Source organism: Nocardia sp. NBC_01730, assembly GCF_035920445.1.
GTDB lineage: Bacteria > Actinomycetota > Actinomycetes > Mycobacteriales > Mycobacteriaceae > Nocardia.
On sequence record NZ_CP109162.1, the window covers coordinates 6,155,308 to 6,173,747 of the forward strand.

The 18,440-nt window shown below is 67.8% G+C and carries 13 protein-coding genes; 4 read left to right on the plus strand and 9 right to left on the minus strand.

The annotated features are described in order from the left end of the window. Positions 1 to 129: 129 nt before the first annotated feature. The gene (locus OHB12_RS25755) at positions 130 to 627 is read left to right on the plus strand and encodes a hypothetical protein (protein WP_327111466.1); all 498 of its coding nucleotides are present in this window, start codon (positions 130 to 132) and stop codon (positions 625 to 627) included. 72 nt (positions 628 to 699) lie between these two features. Here the strand turns inward: OHB12_RS25755 and OHB12_RS25760 are convergent, their stop codons facing one another. The 5 genes from OHB12_RS25760 to OHB12_RS25780 form a co-directional block, all read right to left on the minus strand. Further along, positions 700 to 4,047 carry an arabinosyltransferase domain-containing protein gene (locus tag OHB12_RS25760; protein WP_327111468.1) on the minus strand — a complete coding sequence of 1,116 codons (3,348 nt, stop codon included), beginning with the start codon at positions 4,045 to 4,047 and terminating at the stop codon, positions 700 to 702. Positions 4,048 to 4,084: 37 nt separating this feature from the next. Next, positions 4,085 to 5,914, minus strand: a complete 1,830-nt coding sequence (locus OHB12_RS25765) for a glycosyl transferase (RefSeq protein ID WP_442800138.1) — start codon at positions 5,912 to 5,914, stop codon at positions 4,085 to 4,087. A 223-nt stretch (positions 5,915 to 6,137) separates the two neighbouring features. After that, positions 6,138 to 8,120: a galactan 5-O-arabinofuranosyltransferase gene (locus tag OHB12_RS25770; protein ID WP_327121459.1), complete on the minus strand. Its 1,983-nt coding sequence runs from the start codon at positions 8,118 to 8,120 to the stop codon at positions 6,138 to 6,140. Positions 8,121 to 8,542: 422 nt separating this feature from the next. After that, positions 8,543 to 9,304 (minus strand): decaprenylphospho-beta-D-erythro-pentofuranosid-2-ulose 2-reductase, encoded by a 762-nt coding sequence (locus OHB12_RS25775; protein ID WP_327111472.1) that lies wholly within the window; start codon positions 9,302 to 9,304, stop codon positions 8,543 to 8,545. After that, a complete protein-coding gene (locus OHB12_RS25780) occupies positions 9,301 to 10,788 on the minus strand; it encodes an FAD-binding oxidoreductase (RefSeq protein ID WP_327111474.1) in 1,488 nt (495 codons plus the stop codon). The genes OHB12_RS25775 and OHB12_RS25780 overlap by 4 nt, the downstream gene beginning before the upstream one ends. An 85-nt stretch (positions 10,789 to 10,873) precedes the next feature. Here OHB12_RS25780 and OHB12_RS25785 point away from each other — a divergent pair, with 85 nt between their 5' ends. Then, positions 10,874 to 11,431, plus strand: coding sequence for a GtrA family protein (locus OHB12_RS25785; RefSeq protein ID WP_327111476.1), 558 nt, complete (start codon positions 10,874 to 10,876; stop codon positions 11,429 to 11,431). Positions 11,432 to 11,698: 267 nt separating this feature from the next. On the opposite strand, the gene OHB12_RS25790 is transcribed toward OHB12_RS25785, so the two are convergent. Together OHB12_RS25790 and OHB12_RS25795 are read right to left on the minus strand one after the other, a co-directional pair. Next, entirely contained in the window at positions 11,699 to 13,885 is a 2,187-nt protein-coding gene (locus tag OHB12_RS25790) for a molybdopterin-dependent oxidoreductase (protein ID WP_327111478.1), read from the minus strand. A gap of 256 nt (positions 13,886 to 14,141) precedes the next feature. Continuing rightward, complete coding sequence (locus tag OHB12_RS25795) at positions 14,142 to 14,621, minus strand: hypothetical protein (RefSeq protein WP_327111480.1); 480 nt, start codon at positions 14,619 to 14,621, stop codon at positions 14,142 to 14,144. Positions 14,622 to 15,023: 402 nt separating this feature from the next. On the opposite strand from OHB12_RS25795, the gene OHB12_RS25800 reads away from it, so the two are divergent. Beyond that, on the plus strand, positions 15,024 to 15,602 hold the full coding sequence (locus tag OHB12_RS25800) for a DUF4282 domain-containing protein (protein WP_327111482.1): 579 nt from the start codon (positions 15,024 to 15,026) through the stop codon (positions 15,600 to 15,602). A 250-nt stretch (positions 15,603 to 15,852) separates the two neighbouring features. Here the strand turns inward: OHB12_RS25800 and OHB12_RS25805 are convergent, their stop codons facing one another. Beyond that, positions 15,853 to 16,281: a MarR family winged helix-turn-helix transcriptional regulator gene (locus OHB12_RS25805; RefSeq protein WP_327111484.1), complete on the minus strand. Its 429-nt coding sequence runs from the start codon at positions 16,279 to 16,281 to the stop codon at positions 15,853 to 15,855. Positions 16,282 to 16,366: 85 nt separating this feature from the next. Between OHB12_RS25805 and OHB12_RS25810 the strand changes: the two genes are divergently transcribed. Then, positions 16,367 to 17,836: an MFS transporter gene (locus tag OHB12_RS25810; RefSeq protein ID WP_327111486.1), complete on the plus strand. Its 1,470-nt coding sequence runs from the start codon at positions 16,367 to 16,369 to the stop codon at positions 17,834 to 17,836. A gap of 54 nt (positions 17,837 to 17,890) precedes the next feature. Here the strand turns inward: OHB12_RS25810 and OHB12_RS25815 are convergent, their stop codons facing one another. Continuing rightward, complete coding sequence (locus OHB12_RS25815; RefSeq protein ID WP_327111489.1) at positions 17,891 to 18,439, minus strand: dTDP-4-dehydrorhamnose 3,5-epimerase family protein; 549 nt, start codon at positions 18,437 to 18,439, stop codon at positions 17,891 to 17,893. Position 18,440: the final 1 nt, after the last annotated feature.

Below are 18,440 nucleotides of genomic sequence, written 5' to 3' on the forward strand. Positions count from 1 at the left end.
CTGTCGGATGCAAAGAATCGCCCACATCGCAATACGAATAGACAACCGGGCCGCAGCAGCGAGGTGGTCGCATGTTCGTGCGCCCCACCTTGCTGGTCAGCGGATTCGGATCGAGTTGTTCAGTTGCCGGTGGAATCGCCAGGCGTCGCGCACGATGTCGATGATTTCCGGCTTCTCCGGTTTCCATCCGAGTTCGGTCTGCGCCAGATCCGACGACGCGACGGCATCCTCTCGACCTACGGCGGGTCCGACCTGGTGGGCGTGAGTTGCATAGCCCGCGGCGCCGACTCGGTGTTCGCGCAGGCTGTGCTCGATGTCGGTGGCCAGCTCGAGGTCGTCCTGCCGTCGCGGAACTACCGTGAGCGCAAGGTGAAGCCCGACCACGCCGAACTCTTCGACAAACTTCAGTCGCGAGCAGCTGTCGTGCGGGTGATGGACTTCGATGACGCGGGCCGGGAAGCGTATGAGGCGGCGAACGAAGCCATGCTGTCATCGTGTGATCGCCTGGTCGCGGTGTGGGACGGCGCCGCGGGCGAAAGAGGTGGCACCGGCACGGTTGTCGAGCTTGCGCGTACGCGGGGTGTCCCCGTTGACGTTGTTTGGCCCGAGGGTGCTGTGCGCGGCTGACAGGCGGGCGTCGAGTGCATTGTCGACGGCCGAGAAGGCGGGGCGCACCTCCTGTGCGCCCCGCCTTGTTTGTCAGCGGACCCGGATCGGATCGTCGGTCGCCAGCCCGTTGCGGGTCTCGACGGTGACGTTGACGGTGGCGGGTCTGGCGTTCGGATCGTAGGGTGCGAACTTCTCTAGCGAGCCCCAGTCCCGCGCCCAGTCGTTGTCGAGGTAGCTGGGTACGGTCTGCGACTTCAGCAGCAGGCCGGTCCAGCCGAGCGGTCCGCCGCCGATGTCGTCCTGCCAGGCGTTGGAGGCGTCGGAGCCGACTCGGTCGGGAAGAATGCGCCAGCCGGGGATCTCGGCGACGCCGTTTTTGTGGTCGAACGGACGCTGGCAGGGGAAGGCCAGGCCGACGTGCCAGTCCAGCAGCACCGGCTCCTGCGAGCCGACCATGGAATTCAGCGCGGTCAGCTTGGGCAGCCTGGGCGGTGTGACGGCCAGCCACTGCTTCTGGGTGATGTCGTTGTCGACCGCGACCAGCCGCACCGCGTTCACCTCGGCGGGTAGCCGGTCCAGCGGCACCCGCAGGTTGCGCCAGGACGGTGCGGGACCGATGTCCAGCGGGTCGATCGATCCGAGCGTGCGGACCTCGCCGTCCGAGCCGCGGACGCCGTATTCGAGATGCAGCTCCTGGCCGTACGTGAGCACGCCGTCGGCGTCGACCGACCGGATGCGGCCCGCCGCGGTGATCGCCAGCACCTGGTAGGCGGGGTCGTAGCGCATGCTGTCGGTCAAGTCGAGCCGGTACCACTGCGTGGTCAACCCGGCCTGCTGCTGCTCGCCCTCTTGATAGCTGCCGAGGACCGGGGTCTTGGCCGGGTCGAGCCCGAACGGCAGCGCCACGGTGCTGCCGTTGATGCCCGTCTGCGTGGTGGTGCCGCCGCCGGTACCCGCGCCGGTGGTCTTGGTGGTCTTGTTCTCCGAATCCTTGTCCACCGAGTTCGCGCCGCCGCTGACCGTCTCCTCGGCGTCGGCGGTGAGGTCACCCGCGACCCCGTTCGGCGTGAATCCTTTGTTTTCGGCGGCCAGTCCGTCCGCTGCGGAGCCGGTGTAAGGCTGCAACAGCGAGTCCGCGGTGTCGGTCTCCACCAGCACCTCGTTCGCCATCGCGCACGAATCACCGTGCAGTGATTGCAGATTCGACTTGGTGATCGAGTATGCGGGATACTGTGTGGCCGCGGCCTTGGTCAGCGAGGCGACTTCGAACAGCACGAGCAGGGCAGCGGCAATGGTCAGCGGTGCCGAGGCCCAACGATCGAAACGCCGTGGCGCCGAGACGTTCTCGCGCCGGTACGGCTCGCGGTAGTGCTGCCAGACGGCCACCAGCAACGCGACGCCGCTGAGTCCGAGGAACAGCGTGGACAGCCCCTTGCCCGCGATCAGTGGAGCCTTGTCCCACCACGGCACACCGTAGCTGGAGACGTACCACCAGCCGTTCGAGCCGGTGAAGGTCACCGCGAGCAGGAAGAGTACCGCGGCCGCGAACAGCGAGCGGTTGCGCGGTGAGCGGATGCCGGTGCTGCCCACCGCGACCGCCGTGAGCGCGGCGAGCGAACCGGCAAGCCCGGCGTAGACGCCGAAGTGGTGGGTCCATTTGGTGGGCGTGAACATCATCAGGAACAGAGACCCGAACACGATGCCGAGAATGCGCACCGACGGTCCGCGCGAGGTCCCCGGAATCCGTCCCTTTCGCAGCACCTGCAGTACGCACACCAGCAGGCACAGCAGCATGACCAGCACACCGAACCGCCGCGCCAGCGAGCCGTCCGGCGAGAGCATCAGCAGTGAGTCCCAGCGGGTGCGCTCGTCGAACCACGCCACGTTCGGGCCCACGATGGTGCGCACCCTTGTCGCCTCCAGCACCGTCGACAAGGTCTGGTCGGCGAAGATCACCACGAGGACCAGCGTTCCCGCGGCCAGTCCCGGTGCGAGCAACGCCGCGAACCGGAAGACGGTGGTCGCGAAGGACGGCTGCCGCGCGCCCGCTGCCGCGTTCACCGCGGCGTCGGCGGCGGCGGAACCGGCGGCGGCCGCGTCGGCATCCGGGCCGGTCCGCGCCGGGACGGCGCCGCGCGCCCGCTTGATGATGATCAGCAGCACCGGCCGCGAGCCCGCGATCAGCGCCGCGATGCAGATGAGGCCCGTGGGTCCCGCCGCGAGCGAGAAGGCGGCGATCAGCACGGCGACGGCGGCGGGCAGCAGTCGCCCGGTGGCGATGGCGCGCTCGATCGAGCACCAGGTGAGCAGCGCGCCGGCCGCGATCAGCGGCTCCGGGCGTAGGCCGTTGTCGTAGGGCAGCCAGAACGCCAAGAACACCAGCCCGGCTGTCCACAGCGCCACCTTGTTCCGGCGGACGCGGGCGCCGAGCCGCGGCAGCACCTCCCTGCTGATCACCAGCCAGCAGACGATGCCTGCGGCCAGCGTCGGGAGCCGCATCCACGGGCTGGCGTCGGAGACCCTGGTCAGCCAGGCCAGCACCTCGTAGGACCAGCCGAACGGCGCTTCGGGCACCGCGAACCACCGGTAGTAGTTCGCCATGTAACCCGCGTGCCCGGAGGCGCGCGCCATGTTCAGGATGTAGCCGTCATCGGAGGTGTTGGCCCCGATGAAGTGCCACAGCGCCAGCGTGCCGAGCACGACGACGTCCGCGCCCGTGACCCGCCACCAGTGCGCGGGCAGAAACCGCCGCGGCCTGCGACCGTCGCTGGTATCGAGCAGGTGCAGTGCGACCAGTGCGATCAGCGTGAACACCGCGGCCGCGATCATCGCGGCCAGTTTCAGCGCTGTCGGCGTCGAGGAGAAGCGCGAGTCGATGTCCGCGTGCAGCTGTGCGCCGCCGAGACGAGCGGCGTCCAGGTCGGTGAACACGCCGACCACCTGCGGCCGGATGTCCCGGCCGACCGTGGATCGGAACGGCGTGCCGTCCCGTCGGGACACCCCGGTGAGTTCCGCGGTTGTCGCGGCCGCGCTCGACTCGACGGTGAGCGTCGCACACGAGCCGACCTCGGTCAGCGGGGCCGATAGCAGCGGGACGTCTCGGAGTACCACCGACAGCACCCCTTCGGCGACCGAGACCACCAGTCCCTTGGTCGCCGCCTGGCCGGACGCCACCGGAACCGTGGAGAGCAGCGTGCCCGATGTCCCGGCCTCCCGGACCAACGCGCAGGGCAGCGTCGCACTCAGCCGCAGTGGCTCGTAGGACACCAGCGGCGCCTCGACGCTCGCGGCGCCGGGCTGGGGCCAGTCCAATGTCGCCTTGTCCTGCTGCACCGGCAACAGCGGTGTCAGCAGCGCCAGCACGAATCCGAGAAACCCGGAGACGAGGGCGATCAGGCGGTTACGGGTGAACGCTCGAGGAGATCGGTCCGGTCGCACGGTGGTTGATGCTATATACCGCGTCCTGTGATCCCGACTACCGCAGCGGGTGAACGTCCCACAGCCAGACATCCTCGACCCGGGTCGGCGCGAATCCGAGCAGCTGCGTGACGGTTTCGCGCAGCACATCGCCGTTCGTGGTCGTTGGAAGCACCAGCACGTCGGCCTGCCAGAACCGCAGGTCTTCCAGCGCCAGCGAGCGGGTGTCGGCGTCGATAGGCGGCACCACACCGGTGTCCTGCGCTCCCACCAGCAGTGCGGTCGTCGGGCGGATATCCGGGCCGTAGATTCCCTTCTTCGTCGCGCCGGTCGGCCCCACGAAGTAACCTCCGGCGAGCGGGAAATCGAAGTCGGCGTCGGCCTGCCAGCGCAGCGCCCGCGCGTCAGGCGGTCGCGGTGGCGGCACCATCACCACCGAACCGTCCGTGACGTACCGCCGTACCGTCCCGTCCGCGAAGAACTCCGGCGTCGGCGCCCGGTTGGTCACCGGCAGGACGGTGGGAGCCAGCGGCAGCAGCGCACACGCGAGGACACCGAACCAGGCCAGCGGCTTCCAGTCGACCGCGGATTGTTTCCATGTCGTCACCGCCCGCTCGGTGGCCAGTGCGAGCACCGCCGCGATGGCCGGGATCGCGGCCATCGTCAGCCTGGTCTCCAGCACCGTGTTCAGCAGCGGCACGTGCTCCGCCCAGCGCCACGGCAGCTCGATGCCGGTGGATTTCTTGCCGATCGTGGCGACCGCGCCCAGCGAGAGCACGCCGAACACGGCGATCACCGCGCCCGCGGCCCGCACCACCCGGTCGCGCCACAGCAGCGCCACCGTGATGACGACCAGGAGCAGCAGGGGCCACCCGAAGTACGCGTTCTGCTCGGTCGGATTGATCGCCACGTTCTGGCCTGGGGAGAACACGCCGCCCAGCGATTCGGACGGGAACTGCACCAGCGCATCGACGTCGTTGCCCATCGGGCCGTGGTCGATCGACCGGTAGCTCTGCGGTCCGAAGAACTGCCACCACAAGGGAATCTCGGTGAGCATCATCGTGATCACCGCGGCGAGCGCGACGGTAGGGGTGATCCCGCGCAACACGCGCCCGGCGATGCGCGGCGCGTGCGAGTAGTAGACGAGGGCGAACAGTCCGAAAGCTAGAGCGAAGATCAGCAGCGGCTCCTCGCCGAGCGCGATCTGCAGTGCGACGAGCAGCCCGAGCGCCACGGCATCGCGGACCCGCCTGTGCGGCCGATCCGGTCCGCTCATGACCGAGCCTCGCTGGCGCACGGCTAGGTCATGCGCGGTGACTGCCCTCCGCGCCATCCGGATCAGCTGACCGGCGATGATCGGAAGCAGCGCCAGCACAACGAAATTCGGGTGCGCACTGGCGTGCGAGATCATCGCGGGGGCGAAACCACAGAACAATCCACCGATTCCGGCCGCCATCCGCGAGTCGACCAGCTCGCGCGAGAACAGCTGATACCAGGCGAACGCGGTCCCGGCCAGCCCGAGGGTGAGTACGAGCACGAATGTGACGGTGGGTCCGAAGAGCAGGGTGATCGGGGTCAGCGGAACGCCGACGCCGAAACTGGCCGTGTTGGCCATCATGTTCACCCCGGCCGGGAAGTTCTGTAGGTCGGTGCCGAGCGGATTCCGCAGGGTCGCTACCGTGTGCGCGGTGACCGCGAAGAACCATTCCCACATCGTCTGGTCCTGACCGCTCTTGATCAGGTACCCACTGTCCGTATCGCGCCACTGCCCCGACAGCACCGTGGCCGCCAGCGCCAGATAGCCGGTCGCGACGAGAAGGTCGGTGCGGTGGAACCGGATTCGCGGGAGTCGACGCGGGGGCGGCGCGTGCAGCGGTCTGCCGAGCACGCCGGTCGGTGTCGTCTTCTCGGTCGCGACCCCTACCGCCGCCGACACCGCCTGCCCGGCGGTTTCGACGTCCTGTGCCCGTTTCACCTGCAAATCGCTCCTCTATAGCGCTGGATCAGCCGCCCAACGTATCCGACCACGCCGTGCGTGGGCTGACAACCGGAGACGTCGTCCACTGCCTCCGGAATCCGACCTCCTCGTGTCGCAGGGGTGCCCGAAACGCTTACCGGTGAACGGTGACGAGCGTGAACGGGCCGATATCGGTGGTGGTGAAACGTGTATCGGCGAACAGCTTCTTCGGGAAGCTCACCGTGTAGCGCGCCACGTTCGGGTCGTTCGGGTACACATCCTTGGCCAATCGCAGCGTGTAGGTGTCGCCGGTGGACCGGAACAGGAACGCGTCCGGCGCACGCCACTGGCTCGCCGCCAGTGCGTCCAGCAGCGCGTCCGGTGTTTTCAGCTTGCTCCAGCTCTCGATGGTCGCCGCCCGGCCCGCGAAGTCCGCGAGCGGGTTGGCGTAGTGCGAGGTGAGCGCTTGGAAGCCGAAGTAGGGATAGAAGGAGAGGAAACTGGTGTCGGCGGTGAGCACCACCGTGTCCGAGCGCGGACGCCCGGTCTGTGCCGTCAGCGCCGCGTCCACCTCGCGATAGAACGACACCGCCGATGCCGCGCGTTGGTCGGCGCGCTTCCCGTCGCCGTCGGTGTCGGTGTATGCGGTGGTGATCTCCGCCGTGAGGATGTGCGGAATGTTCTGAGTGAACGCCAGCGCGCCGACCGTGGCGACGACCACCACCGTGAGGCGGAACCGGCCTGGTTCGTTCAACGCCTGATAGATCGCCCGCGCGCCCTCCACGAACCCGAACGCGCCCGCCGCCGCCAGCAGCACGAGCAGAATCGGCTCCAGCCGGAACGACAGCAGCGTGGTGCCCGCCGCGGTCGCCACCATGGACAGCAGCGTCCAGAGGTAGATCGCCAGCACACCGATCGCCAGCGCCTGTGCCCGCCGCGACGAGGCGGCACGCAGTACCAGCCACACGGTGCCGACCAGGCACAGCGCGCCGAGCAGGGAGAACTCGAACATCGGCAGCGGAAGTTCCGAACCGGACTCGGGCAGGTAGTGCAGCGCGGTGCCGGAGCTGGCGGTCGCGCCGCGCAGCGCCTTCAGCAGGTACGGCGTCCATACGATCAACGCGACCAGCCCGGCGACCAGTCCGATCAGCACCAGCCGCACCAGCGGCGGCACTGCGGCGCGCCACGTCGAGCCCTTGGTGCCCGCGCCGTCGCGATTGCGCTTCGGATGATCGGCCGCGTGCCGCTCGCGCACCGCGAAGGCGGCCGCCACCAGCCCCATCAGCCCGATCGCGAACGCGGCGACACCGAAGTAGAGGGTGTAGAACGTGGCCGCCAGACCGAGGAAAAGGCCGGTGCCGATGACCGCGCCCCAGCCATCGGCGGTGCCGCTCACCCGCGCCGCCGGATCGCCGTCCGACGCTGCCGCGCGGGCCCCGACGTTCTCCAGCGGCCGGTGCAGCGCGCCCCAGGCCAGGACCAGTGCGGGCGGGAGCAGGATCACGATGACGGCGCTGTAGGCCTCCGGGGCGGCGTAGGCCACCGTGACCGCCGTGACCGCCGCGGCGACGCCGACCGCCCAGTCCGCGCGAATCAGCTTGGACCACAGCACGAGTGCGACGACCGCGGCCACCGCGAGGAAGCCGATCGCATACGGCTTGAACACCTCCCAGCCGTCCATCCCGAGCAGGTTCGCCATGCGCCCGCCGATCCAGAACCAGCCCGACGGGTAATACGGCGGCAGATCCGCATAGGTCATGTCGCGCAGCGCGGCGGAGTCGGTGAGCCGGGTGAGGAACTCGGTGCGAAACTCCTGGTCCACCGACACGCCGAACAGATACAGCTTGGTCGCGGCGAGCGGCATGCCGAGGGTGACCGTGACGAACGTCGAAACCCCCACCCAGGACAGCAGTTTCGCGATCCATGGCCACTTGCGCAGCCGCAGCAGCACGATCGCCGCGGCCAGCATCGCGGCCGCGACGACCTGCCCGACCGTGGTGAGCGCCCGCGTCACGTTCGAGGAGTTGAAGGCGGGCCACTGCACCATGGAAAACGCGACGAGCCCGACGGCGGCCACCACGGCGGCCACAATCGCCGCGAGCACGGCCTCCCCGAGACCGGCGGCGATCTGCCGCACCAGCAGCGCCGTCCGCCCTGGCGCCGGGGCCGGATTGCCGGGGTGCGGCGGCGCCGCGCCCGTCGCGGTGACCGTGCTCAACGTACCGCTCCGCGCTCGTCGCACTCGATTACTCGCACGGCGCCTCCGGATTCACTGGGGTTGGAAACTGATATGCCGTTTCTCGGTGTTGATCAGCGATCCTGGCTATGCTCGGATCGCAATACTCGCCGGGAAGTTCCCTGGCGAGGATAAACGCCTCGTGGAGGCCATGTAAGACCTCAAACTCCTTTCGGAGTCGGCGGTGGTCGATGAAGCAGGAAGAGTCTCGGCGAGAGAATCGCTGAGATTCGCGCAACGGTCGACTCCGTCAGACGGGACGAACGACGATAGGTGCCCGCGCGATCGAGGATCACGCGGGCACTGGGTCCGAGACCGATCGATCAGAGGGGAAGCCTGCGGAAGATCGTGCGCGGGATGTGCCGCAGGATCATCATCACGTAGCGGAAGGGCCCGGGTGCCCAGACCAGATCCTTGCCCTTCTGCGAGGCCGAGACCGCGAGTACCGCGATGTCTTCCTTGTCGACGGTGAGTGGAGCCTCTTTGACGTGCGCCGAGAACTTGGTACGCACCATGCCGGGCCGGACCACCAGCACACGCGGTCCGTGTGAGCGCAGCGCCTCGCCGAGTCCGAGGTAGAAACCGTCCAGGCCGGCCTTGGTCGACCCGTAGACGAAGTTCGAGCGCCGTACCCGCTCGCCAGCGACAGAGGACATGGCGATGATCCGCCCGAAGCCCTGCGCCTTCATCTTCTCGCCGACCAGCACGCCGACGGAAACCGCTGCGGTGTAGTTGATTTCGGCGACCAGCACAGCTTTGCGCTGGTTCTGCCACAGTTCCTCCGGATCGCCGTCGATGGCGAACGCGACGATGGCGACGTCCACGTCACCGGCGTCCCAGGCCGCCTCGATGACCTTCGGGTGAGTCTCGGTGTCGAGCGCGTCGAAATCGATGACCTCGACCTGACTCGCGCCCGCTGCCTTCATCTGGGAAACGGCTTCCTCGCGCAGCGGATCACCCGGCAGTGCTGCGAGGATGATGCGCGCGGGCCCCTTCTTCAGGTACTCCGCGCAGATTGCCAAGCCGATCTCCGAGGTGCCACCCAGCAGCAGAATCGACTGCGGGTTACCAACGGCATTGATCACTGCAGCTCCAGCCTTCTCGCCATATCGGACATGAAAACGCCTGTGGGATCGACACTGCGACGGACCTTGATCCACTCGTCGATCCGCGGGTACATCCGGTGGAACGTCTCCGCCGTGGTTCGCGAGTCCTTCGCGGTGTACAGCCGCCCACCGAACTCGAGCACCCGCCGGTCCAGCTCGCCGACCAGTTCGTTCAAGCCCGGCTTGATCGGGAAGTCGACGCAAATGTTCCAGCCCGGCATCGGGAAGCTCAGCGGAGCTTGGTTACCCGGACCGAAAAGCTTGAACACATTCAGCGCCGAGTAGTGCCCGGACGCCTGGATGTCCACGATGATCCGCTTGAACTCCTCGACCGCCTCGGTCGGCACCACGAACTGATACTGCAGAAAGCCGTTGGAGCCGTAGCCGCGGTTCCACTCCGCGATCATGTCCAGCGGGTGGTAGAACTGCGTCAGGTTCTGCACCTTGCCGGTGTAGTCGCCGCCCATCCGGTAGTACGCCTCGCCGATGGACATGAGCGTCAGCTTGTTCATCGTCCAGTTCGGGAAGATATCCGGCACCGTCATCAGCTGCGGGGCGTCGAACTTCAGCGGCTTGCGCTGCAGTCGCTTGGGCAGCTCATCGAGCTTCGCCAGCCTGCCGCGGGTGATGGTGGCCCTTCCCAGCTTCGGAAGCGGGCTGATCACGTCGAACCACGCACTCGAGTACGTGTAGTTCGCCTCGCTGCCGTCGCTGTGCGCGGCGATCGTCTCGTCGAGGGTCGTGGTCTTCACGCCGTCGTTGCGGAAGTAGGCGGTTTCGGTCGGCACCATCTCGATGGTCGCGCGCAGGATGATCCCGGTGAGCCCGTTGCCGCCGACGGTCGCCCAGAACAGCTTGGCGTTGCGCTTCGGCGTGATGTGCTGCACCTGCCCGTCAGCGGTGAGCAGATCGATCGAGCGCACATGGTTGCCGAAGCTGCCCTCGCTGTGGTGGTTCTTGCCGTGGATATCGGAGGCGATGGCGCCGCCGATGGTCACCTGGCGCGTACCGGGTAGCACGGGCACCCACAGCCCGAACGGTAGCGCTGCCTTCATGAGCTGGTCGAGGCTGACGCCGCCATCCACGTCCACGATCCGTGTGTCACGGTCGATCCGATGGATGTTGTTCAGCGCGGTCATGTCAACCACTAGGCCGCCCGCGTTCTGCGCGTGGTCACCATAGGAGCGGCCGAGGCCGCGCGCGATCACGCCGCGGCGCAGGTGGGCGGGCTTGCTGTCATTGTCCTCGGCGACCATGGCCACAGCCTTGGCGATCAATTCGGGATCGCTGGTCGAGAGAACTTCGGACGAGGTCGGTGCGGTGCGACCCCACCCGGTCAACGTGCGGGTGCGCGTCGGAAGCGCGAACGCGTTCCCCGCGGCGGTGCCGTCGTTTGTGACGTCGGCGCCGTTGTCGTTCCCGGTTGTCGTGGTGGCGGTCGGAGCTTTCGTGGACATCGGCATAGAGGCTACAGGTATGACGGCACATCCGGTCGTCGTCGTCGAACCCACGGTGGTGACGTACCCGTCGGTTTAGAACCGGATCCACATGTCCGCCCCGGTCGGCGCTACGCTCGTCGGCGTGCAAGCCGAACCCCACCTGCCGCTTCCGGCCGAACTTCCGCTCGTCGACGAGTCCGGCGGCGCGAACGACGGGTCCGAAGGAGGCAGCCGGCGTAACCACGCAGGGCCCCGTGAGCGCCGAATCGGACACAGCACCGATGTCGACCTGAAGACGCAGGTCGTCCGGTTCACCGTCACCGGCGGGTTGTCGGCCGTCGTCGACTACGGGCTCTACAGTCTGCTGCTCAACCTGGTCGGACTTCCGGTCAGCGTCGCGAAGTCGATCAGCTTCGTCGCGGGCACCACCACCGCCTACCTGATCAACCGCCGGTGGACCTTCCAGGCGCCACCCAGCCGGATCCGCTTTCTCGCTGTGATCGCGCTCTACGCGCTCACCTTCGCGGTGCAGGTCGGCATCAACGCGGTGCTGTACCACTCGCTCGACGAGGTGTGGTGGCGGCAACCGCTGGCATTCGTCATCGCACAGGGCACGGCGACCGTGATCAACTTCGTCGTCCAGCGTCTGGTGATCTTCCGTATCTAATTGCCGCGCCTGCGGCGCGGCGTGTTCGCGGCCCCCTCTTGGCTCGCGTCCGAGCGATCGAGACTGGCGACTGCGTCGCATGCGCTTCGATCGCTCGGACGCGAGCCGGGCCGCGAACGTGCTCGTAAGACTCGCACTAGACGGGGTTGATAGTGCGTTGAGCTGGGGTTTTGTGGTTGCAGTCGGTTGAGTGGGATGCCTCCGTGTGGGTTCTCCGCAATGTTGCCGAGACTGGCCATCGCTGCAAGGGCGGCGCGGAGTGGTGGCTCAGCCCGGGATCAGGGTGACCGGTACTCCGTTGAATACGGCATTGCCGGAAGGTACGTCGACCACGGAGTCGTCGGTGAGCACGTTGGCGTTGACCCCGGCATGCGCGCGGGCGACCGTTTGCGCGCTGTCGGTGTGGCCCCAGCCGTGCGGCAGGCTCACCACCCCGGGCATGATCGCCTCGGTGGGCTCCAACGGAACCGTCAGCGTCCCCGCGGCGGATTTCACCACCGCATGATCGCCGAGCCCGAGTCGCGCCACATCGGCTGGGTTGATGTGCAATGTGCAGCGATTGGAACCGCTCACCAGCGGCGCGATGTTGTGCATCCAGCTGTTGTTGGACCGCAGTTGGCGCCGTCCGATCAGGACGATATCCGGCGCCGCGTCGGCGAGCCGCACCCGCATCCGCGCGACATCAGCGAGTAGCGGCCGCGGCGCCAGGTCCACCCGCTTCGTTTCCGTGCGCAGTACGCCGGGCAGGCGCGGTTGCAACGGGCCGAGGTCGATGCCGTGCGGATTGTCCAGCAGCACTCGGAGATTGAGCGTGCCACCGTTCCACTCGCCGTACGGCCCGAGGCGCAGCATCAAATCGATGCGCTGTTCGGTACTGTTCTCGCCGGTCAGCTCGGCGCGCCGGTCAGTGAGCCCGGCCTTGTGCATGGTGCCCGCGATGACGAGTTCGTCCGCGGCGGTGAGCGGGTCGGCTCCGTCGGAGCCGTCGTGCGGCCTGCCGGTCAGCGCCGCGGCGAGGCGGGCGAGGACCGCGGGCTCCGACGGCCGGTCGCCCAGCGGCACCAGCGGGCGCGAATAGCGGGCGTAGTTGCGGACGGCGAATTGCAGCAGCGCGAAGTCGTAGTGCGCCGACTGGGTCGGGCGCGGCGGCGGCAGGATCACGTCGGCGTGCCTGGTGGTTTCGTTCAGGTACCGGTCCACGCTGACCATGAAGTCTAGCTGGGCGAACGCGGCGTCCAGCCGCGCGCCGCTCGGCGCCGAGAGCACCGGGTTCCCGGCCACTGTCACCAGCGCGCGGATCTGTCCCGCGCCGGGGGTGGTGATCTCGTCGGCCAGCGTCGCCACCGGCAGCTCGCCCATGGCCTCGGGCAGCTCGCGGACCCGGCTGGTCCAGCGTCCGGTGCGGAACGGCCTGGTGCGCACGATGCCGCCCGACGCGGCGTTGGCGAACATGGCACCGCCGGGGGAGTCGAGATTCCCGGTCAGCGTGTTGATCGCGTCGACGAGCCACTGTGTGATCGTGCCGAATTCGGCTGTGCAGGTGCCGATTCGGGCGTAGACCGCCGCGGTCGGCGCGGCCGCGAGCTCGCGGGCGAGCCGGGCGATCGTCCGCGCGGGCACACCGGTGCGGGTCGCCACCGTGTCCGGATCGAATGCGGCCGCGGCTGTGCGCAGTTCGTCCAGTCCGGTGACCTCGACCCGGACGTCGGTCAGATTCTCCGCGAACAATGTGTGCACGATGCCGAACAACAGGTACGCATCGCTGCCAGGACGGACGAACAGGTGCTCGTCGGCGAGCTTCGCGGTTCGGGTCACCCGGGGATCCACCACGACGAAGCGGCCGCCCCTGCGCCGCAGCGCCTTCAGCCTGCCGGGAAAGTCTGGTGCGGTGCACAGCGAACCGTTGGATTCCAGCGGGTTCGCCCCGAGCATCAGCAGGTAGTCGGTGCGGTCCAGGTCGGGCACCGGAACGGTCAGCGGATCGCCGAACATCAGCCCGCTGGACACCTGCTTGGGCATCTGGTCTGCGGTGCTGGCCGAGTAGATGTTTCTGCTGCCCAGCGCGCGCAGCAGAATCGGCACGTACAGGGCACCCGCCACGGTGTGCGCGTTCGGGTTGCCCAAATACACCCCGGCGGATTGATTTCCGTGCTCGGCCACGATCGCGGGGAACCGCTCGGCGATGACATCGAAGGCCTCGGCCCAGGACGCGGTGCGCCAAGTGCCGGTCGCGCGGTCGCGGATCAGCGGTTCGGTCACCCGATCCGGGTCCTCGTCGAGGTGGCCGAAGCTGGCCCCCTTGGGGCAGAGGAAGCCCTTGCTGAAGGGATCCTGTCGATCGCCGCGGACCGAGGTCACGTGGTCGTCGGCGTCCAGGGTGAGTTCGAGTCCGCAGACCGCCTCACAGAGTGGGCAGGTCCGCAGCAGAGTGCGCGATTCTGTGATCGGGGGCATACCTCATCTTGGGCCCTCGAGGTGGAACTGAAAAGAGAACGACCAACATCGACAACGCCGAACGACCGGTACCCGACGAGCGCTTCGGAGGCGGGGTCCGGAGCGTCGGCGCGGATACCGGTCGTTACCAGGCCGATCAGGTGGCTGCCGCACCTTCGCTCGGCTTGGCGCGGCTGATGGCGGACAACGTCCGGCTGGGTCCGAGATGCGGCCGGACCGGTACTCAGCAGGCGAGTTCGATCAGGGACGCGCTGTTTCAGCAGGCGATGGACAGCTTCGTGTGGTGCGTCGCGGTCGCGGCGCGTACCGCGGCGCTGATCGCGACGACCGGCGGCACCCAGCGTGCCTCAGCGGGCGCGACACCCCAGCAGGCCGAACCGGCCGAGAGCTGGGTGGGTGGCAGGGCGATGCCTGCGCCGTCGGTGTAAACGGTGGCGCCGGCATCGCGCAGCGCCGCGAACGCCAGTGCGGCCTTGCGGACACCGGTGACCAGGTGGATCTCGCGGCGCTCCGCGCCGGGGATCTCGATCACCGGGCCGGACAGGTCGTTCGCGCGCAGGAAGCGGCGGACCTCGGCGGCCAGCTCGCCGGTGACCTCGATGGCGGACAAGTCTTCATCCGTGATCAGGCTGAGACCGTTAGCCGTTTCGGCGACCGTCCATCCGCGCTGGGTGTAGTCCTGCGCTGCGGCGGTCATGTCGGCCGCCGAGACGGAAGTCGGAAACGTGGTGCGCACTGTCTTCTCCATTCCCCAGTAGATCTAGGTCCTGCATTCATGGGTCGTATCGGCGGGGGACGCCAGGAGCGTTACGCGATCGTCGAAACAATTTCCCGAGTGTCGCCTACGTCTCATTTCTGAGCGTGGTCGACCGCGTACTGCCAGGTGTCCCGAGGTGGCTCGCAGTTGTTGCCACGCCGCTACTTTCGGCCTCCGACCTGATCGCTCGCTGTGCCGATGCTGCGAGAGTGCTGTGGATGGTGTGACTCCTGTTGCGGGAGCGACAACGTCCTGTTCGCGCGCGTTTCCGGCTGGATCGCGCCGGCGCGAACGGGGAGGATTTCGGCATGAGTGAGCGCAGCGAGCGAACGATGAGCACAGCTGAGCGCAGCGACGGAGCCGCGCAGGCGAGGCACAGCCATGAGCGATGAATCCGACGAAACCGGCGCGCCCGCGGGAAGTGCATTGCCGGACGCGGAGGAGTACGCCGCCGAATCGCGTTGGGTCGCATGGAAAGAGTCGGCGGCCGAGCGGATCCCCCGCGGCGATGTCGACGAGGAGGAGACCGCCGAGCCGTTCCGGAGCCTGCGCGCCTTCCGGCTGTGGGGCGTGGCCGCGGCTCGCGCTCTGCTCGATGTTCAGTTCCACCGCCCGGCCACCCGCACGCTGCTTCCGCTGGCATACATCCTCGGGCTGGTGTTCGCCTTCGCTGTGCCGATCGCGGTGACCGTCGCGATGTGGCGGGTGTCCGCGGTGCTCGGCATGCTCGCCGCGGTGATCGCGGTTCCGCTCGGCCTGACCATCGCCGCGGCCGTGCGCCTGATGCTCGAGTTCCTTGTCAACGCCTCCCGCCTCGCGACCAGGGTGGAACACATCAGCGAACTGGCCGACGATCTGTTCCAGGCGCTGTCCGACGTGGCCGAGCCGGTCAATCAGCTTTCCGAAGACGTTCGGGCGGTGCAGTTCTGGCGCTTCCGCGGGCGCGGCCCGCGCAGGTAGCGTGCGAAACCGCGCTGCGCGGAAGGATTGTGGCGCTCGAACAACCGCTCCTGACGGCGACGGCGACGGCGACAGTGACCGGCGTCAGTTTTGCTGTGAAACAGTGCTATTCGGGCGCAAGGACGTGGAGCCGATCGGAAGTCCTGCCGCCGCAACTCAGTTGGGGAAGCCAAGCGGCGCGGAAGCGCCTACCCCGCACTGCCCTCCGGCCGGTAGGACGGGACGGTCATCAAGGTGCTCGCGGCACGCGTCAGCACCTCGGCGGGCCCGGCAATTCCCAGGTGTCGTTCAGTACGGCACGGTGGGTCGGCAGGGCCTGTTTGTAGATCTCGCGGCCCTTCTCGGTGAGGCAGACGAACACGGCGCGGCGGTCTTCGGCGCACATGGTGCGCTGCACCAGGCCGTCGCGCTCGAGCCGGGCTACGGCCCGCGACAGCGCGCTCTGACTCAGGTAGATGTCATCGGCCAGGTCGCTCATGCGGTATTTGCCGCAGTTCGCGTCGATCAGCCGGTCCAGCGTCTCGAACTCGCTGAGCCCGATCCGATGCTGACCCTGTAGCGCTTTCTCGAGTGCGCAACTCACCGCCGCGTGCCGGTCGAGCAGCTCGCGCCACTCCCCAACCAGCCCGGTCGGCGCGACGGTGCGCCGGGCTGTGTCCATGGTCGACGGCTTCGACATGCCCTCATCTTAGTGGTCACACCGCATGCATGCAACCGCATTAGATGTATTGGCATTTAATGCATGCGCATGTAATGTACCCCGCATGACTTCACCAGCAACGCTCTCGGCCGCCAAGGCGACCGATCCGACCAGATGGTCAACCCGGCTTTGGGGCATGCTGATCACGCTGTGCATCGTGCTGTTCCTCGATGGTCTCGACGTGTCGATGATCGGTGTCGCGCTGCCGTCCATCGGCGCGGAACTCGATCTGTCGACCTCTACTCTGCAGTGGCTGGTCAGCGGCTACATTCTCGGATATGGCGGCCTGCTGTTGCTCGGCGGACGCACCGCCGACCTGCTCGGTCGCCGCAAGGTCTTTCTCATCGCGCTCGCGGTCTTCGCGGTCGCCTCGCTGGCAGGCGGCCTGGTGAGCTCCGGCCCGCTGCTGATCCTCACCCGTTTCGTCAAGGGCCTCGCCGCCGCGTTCACCGCGCCGACCGGCCTGTCCATCATCACCACCAACTTCGCGGAGGGACCGGCCAGGAACAAGGCGCTGTCCATCTACACCGTGTTCGGCGCGGGCGGTTACTCCTCGGGGCTGCTGTTCGGCGGTCTGATGACGGGTGTCGGCTGGCGCTGGACGTTCCTGCTTCCGGTGCCGATCGCCCTGGCCGCCCTGGCCGCTGCCTACGTGCTGGTGCCGAAGGACAAGCCCGCCGAGGACGGCGGACACGACCTCGTCGGTGCGCTGCTGTCCACCGCGGCCATGCTGTTGCTGGTCTACACCGTGGTCGCCGCGCCGGACGCGGGCTGGGCCTCGGCACGCACCATCGGCTCGTTCGTCGCGGTCGCGGCCCTGTTCGGTGGGTTCGTCGCGGTGGAGAAGCGCGTGCGCTACCCGCTGGTGCGTCTCGGTATCCTGCGCAAGTCCTCGCTGGTGCGGGCGAGCCTCGCGATTATCGCGGTGGCGGGCTCCTACTTCAGCTGGCAGTTCATCGTGACGCTATACCTGCAGGACGCCCTCGGCTGGTCGCCGCTGAAGCTGGCGATGGCGCTGCTACCGGTCGGTCTGCTGGTCGTGCTGTCGGCGTTCTTCTCCGACAAGCTGGTCGACCGGTTCGGCACCGGGCCGATCATCGCGGTCACCATGGTCGTCATGGCCGTCGGCTACCTGATGTTCCTGCGGCTGGACACCGCGCCGTCCTACCTGACGATGCTGCTGCCCGCGGTGCTGCTCATCGGCATCGGCTGGGTCGGCTTCCCCGCCATCAACATCCAGGCCACCAACGGCATCGATGACGATGAGCAGGGCCTCGCTGCGGGTGTACTGCAGACCTCCATGCAGGTCGGTGCGGCCATCGTGCTCGCCGTCACCACAGCGATCATCTCCTCCGGCGCGCACGCGGACATCTCGGCGACCGGGATGCTCGACACCTACCGACCTGGTTTGGAGTTCGCCGCTGGTGTCTCCCTGGTCGGCGCCCTCGTCGCTCTGCTGGCCTTCGTGCCGAAGTACCGCAGGCAGCAGCGGGCGGTCGAAGAACGGGAGCAGGAGTTGCAACTCGTCGGCTGACCCGGCCGCTAGCGAGCGCCATCACCCCGATCGGGGTGATGGCGGCTCGGCGTTTCAGGAAAATGGCGGGGCGGCGGTGTCTTTGGCGGATCGGATGAAGGTGAGTCTGTTACCGTCGCGACCCGCCTCCGGCCATTCGATGCCGAGCGTGGCGTCGAAGGCGTCTATGTCGCGGTCGAACTCGGGCTGGTACTCGAGCGAGCAAAGGTAGGTGACTGTCGACCCGTCCTCCAAGGAGAGGATCGCGTGCCCGAGCCCCTCGGACAGGAACACCGAGCGCCGATCGACGTCATCGAGCAGCACACTGTCCCAGCGACCGTAGGTCGGTGAACCGCGGCGCAGATCGACCACTACGTCGAGGAACGCGCCCCGCACACAGGTCACGTACTTCGCCTGACCCGGCGGGTCTTCGGTGTAGTGGATGCCGCGCAGCACACCTGCCGCGGACACCGAGCAGTTGACCTGCTTCAGGTCGAACGACCGCCCGGTCGCCTTCTCGAACTCCGAGGCCTTGAAGCCCTCGAGGAACATGCCGCGATCGTCACCGAGCTGGCGTGGGGTGATCACCCACGCGCCGGGCACCGCGAGCTCCTGGAACTCCATG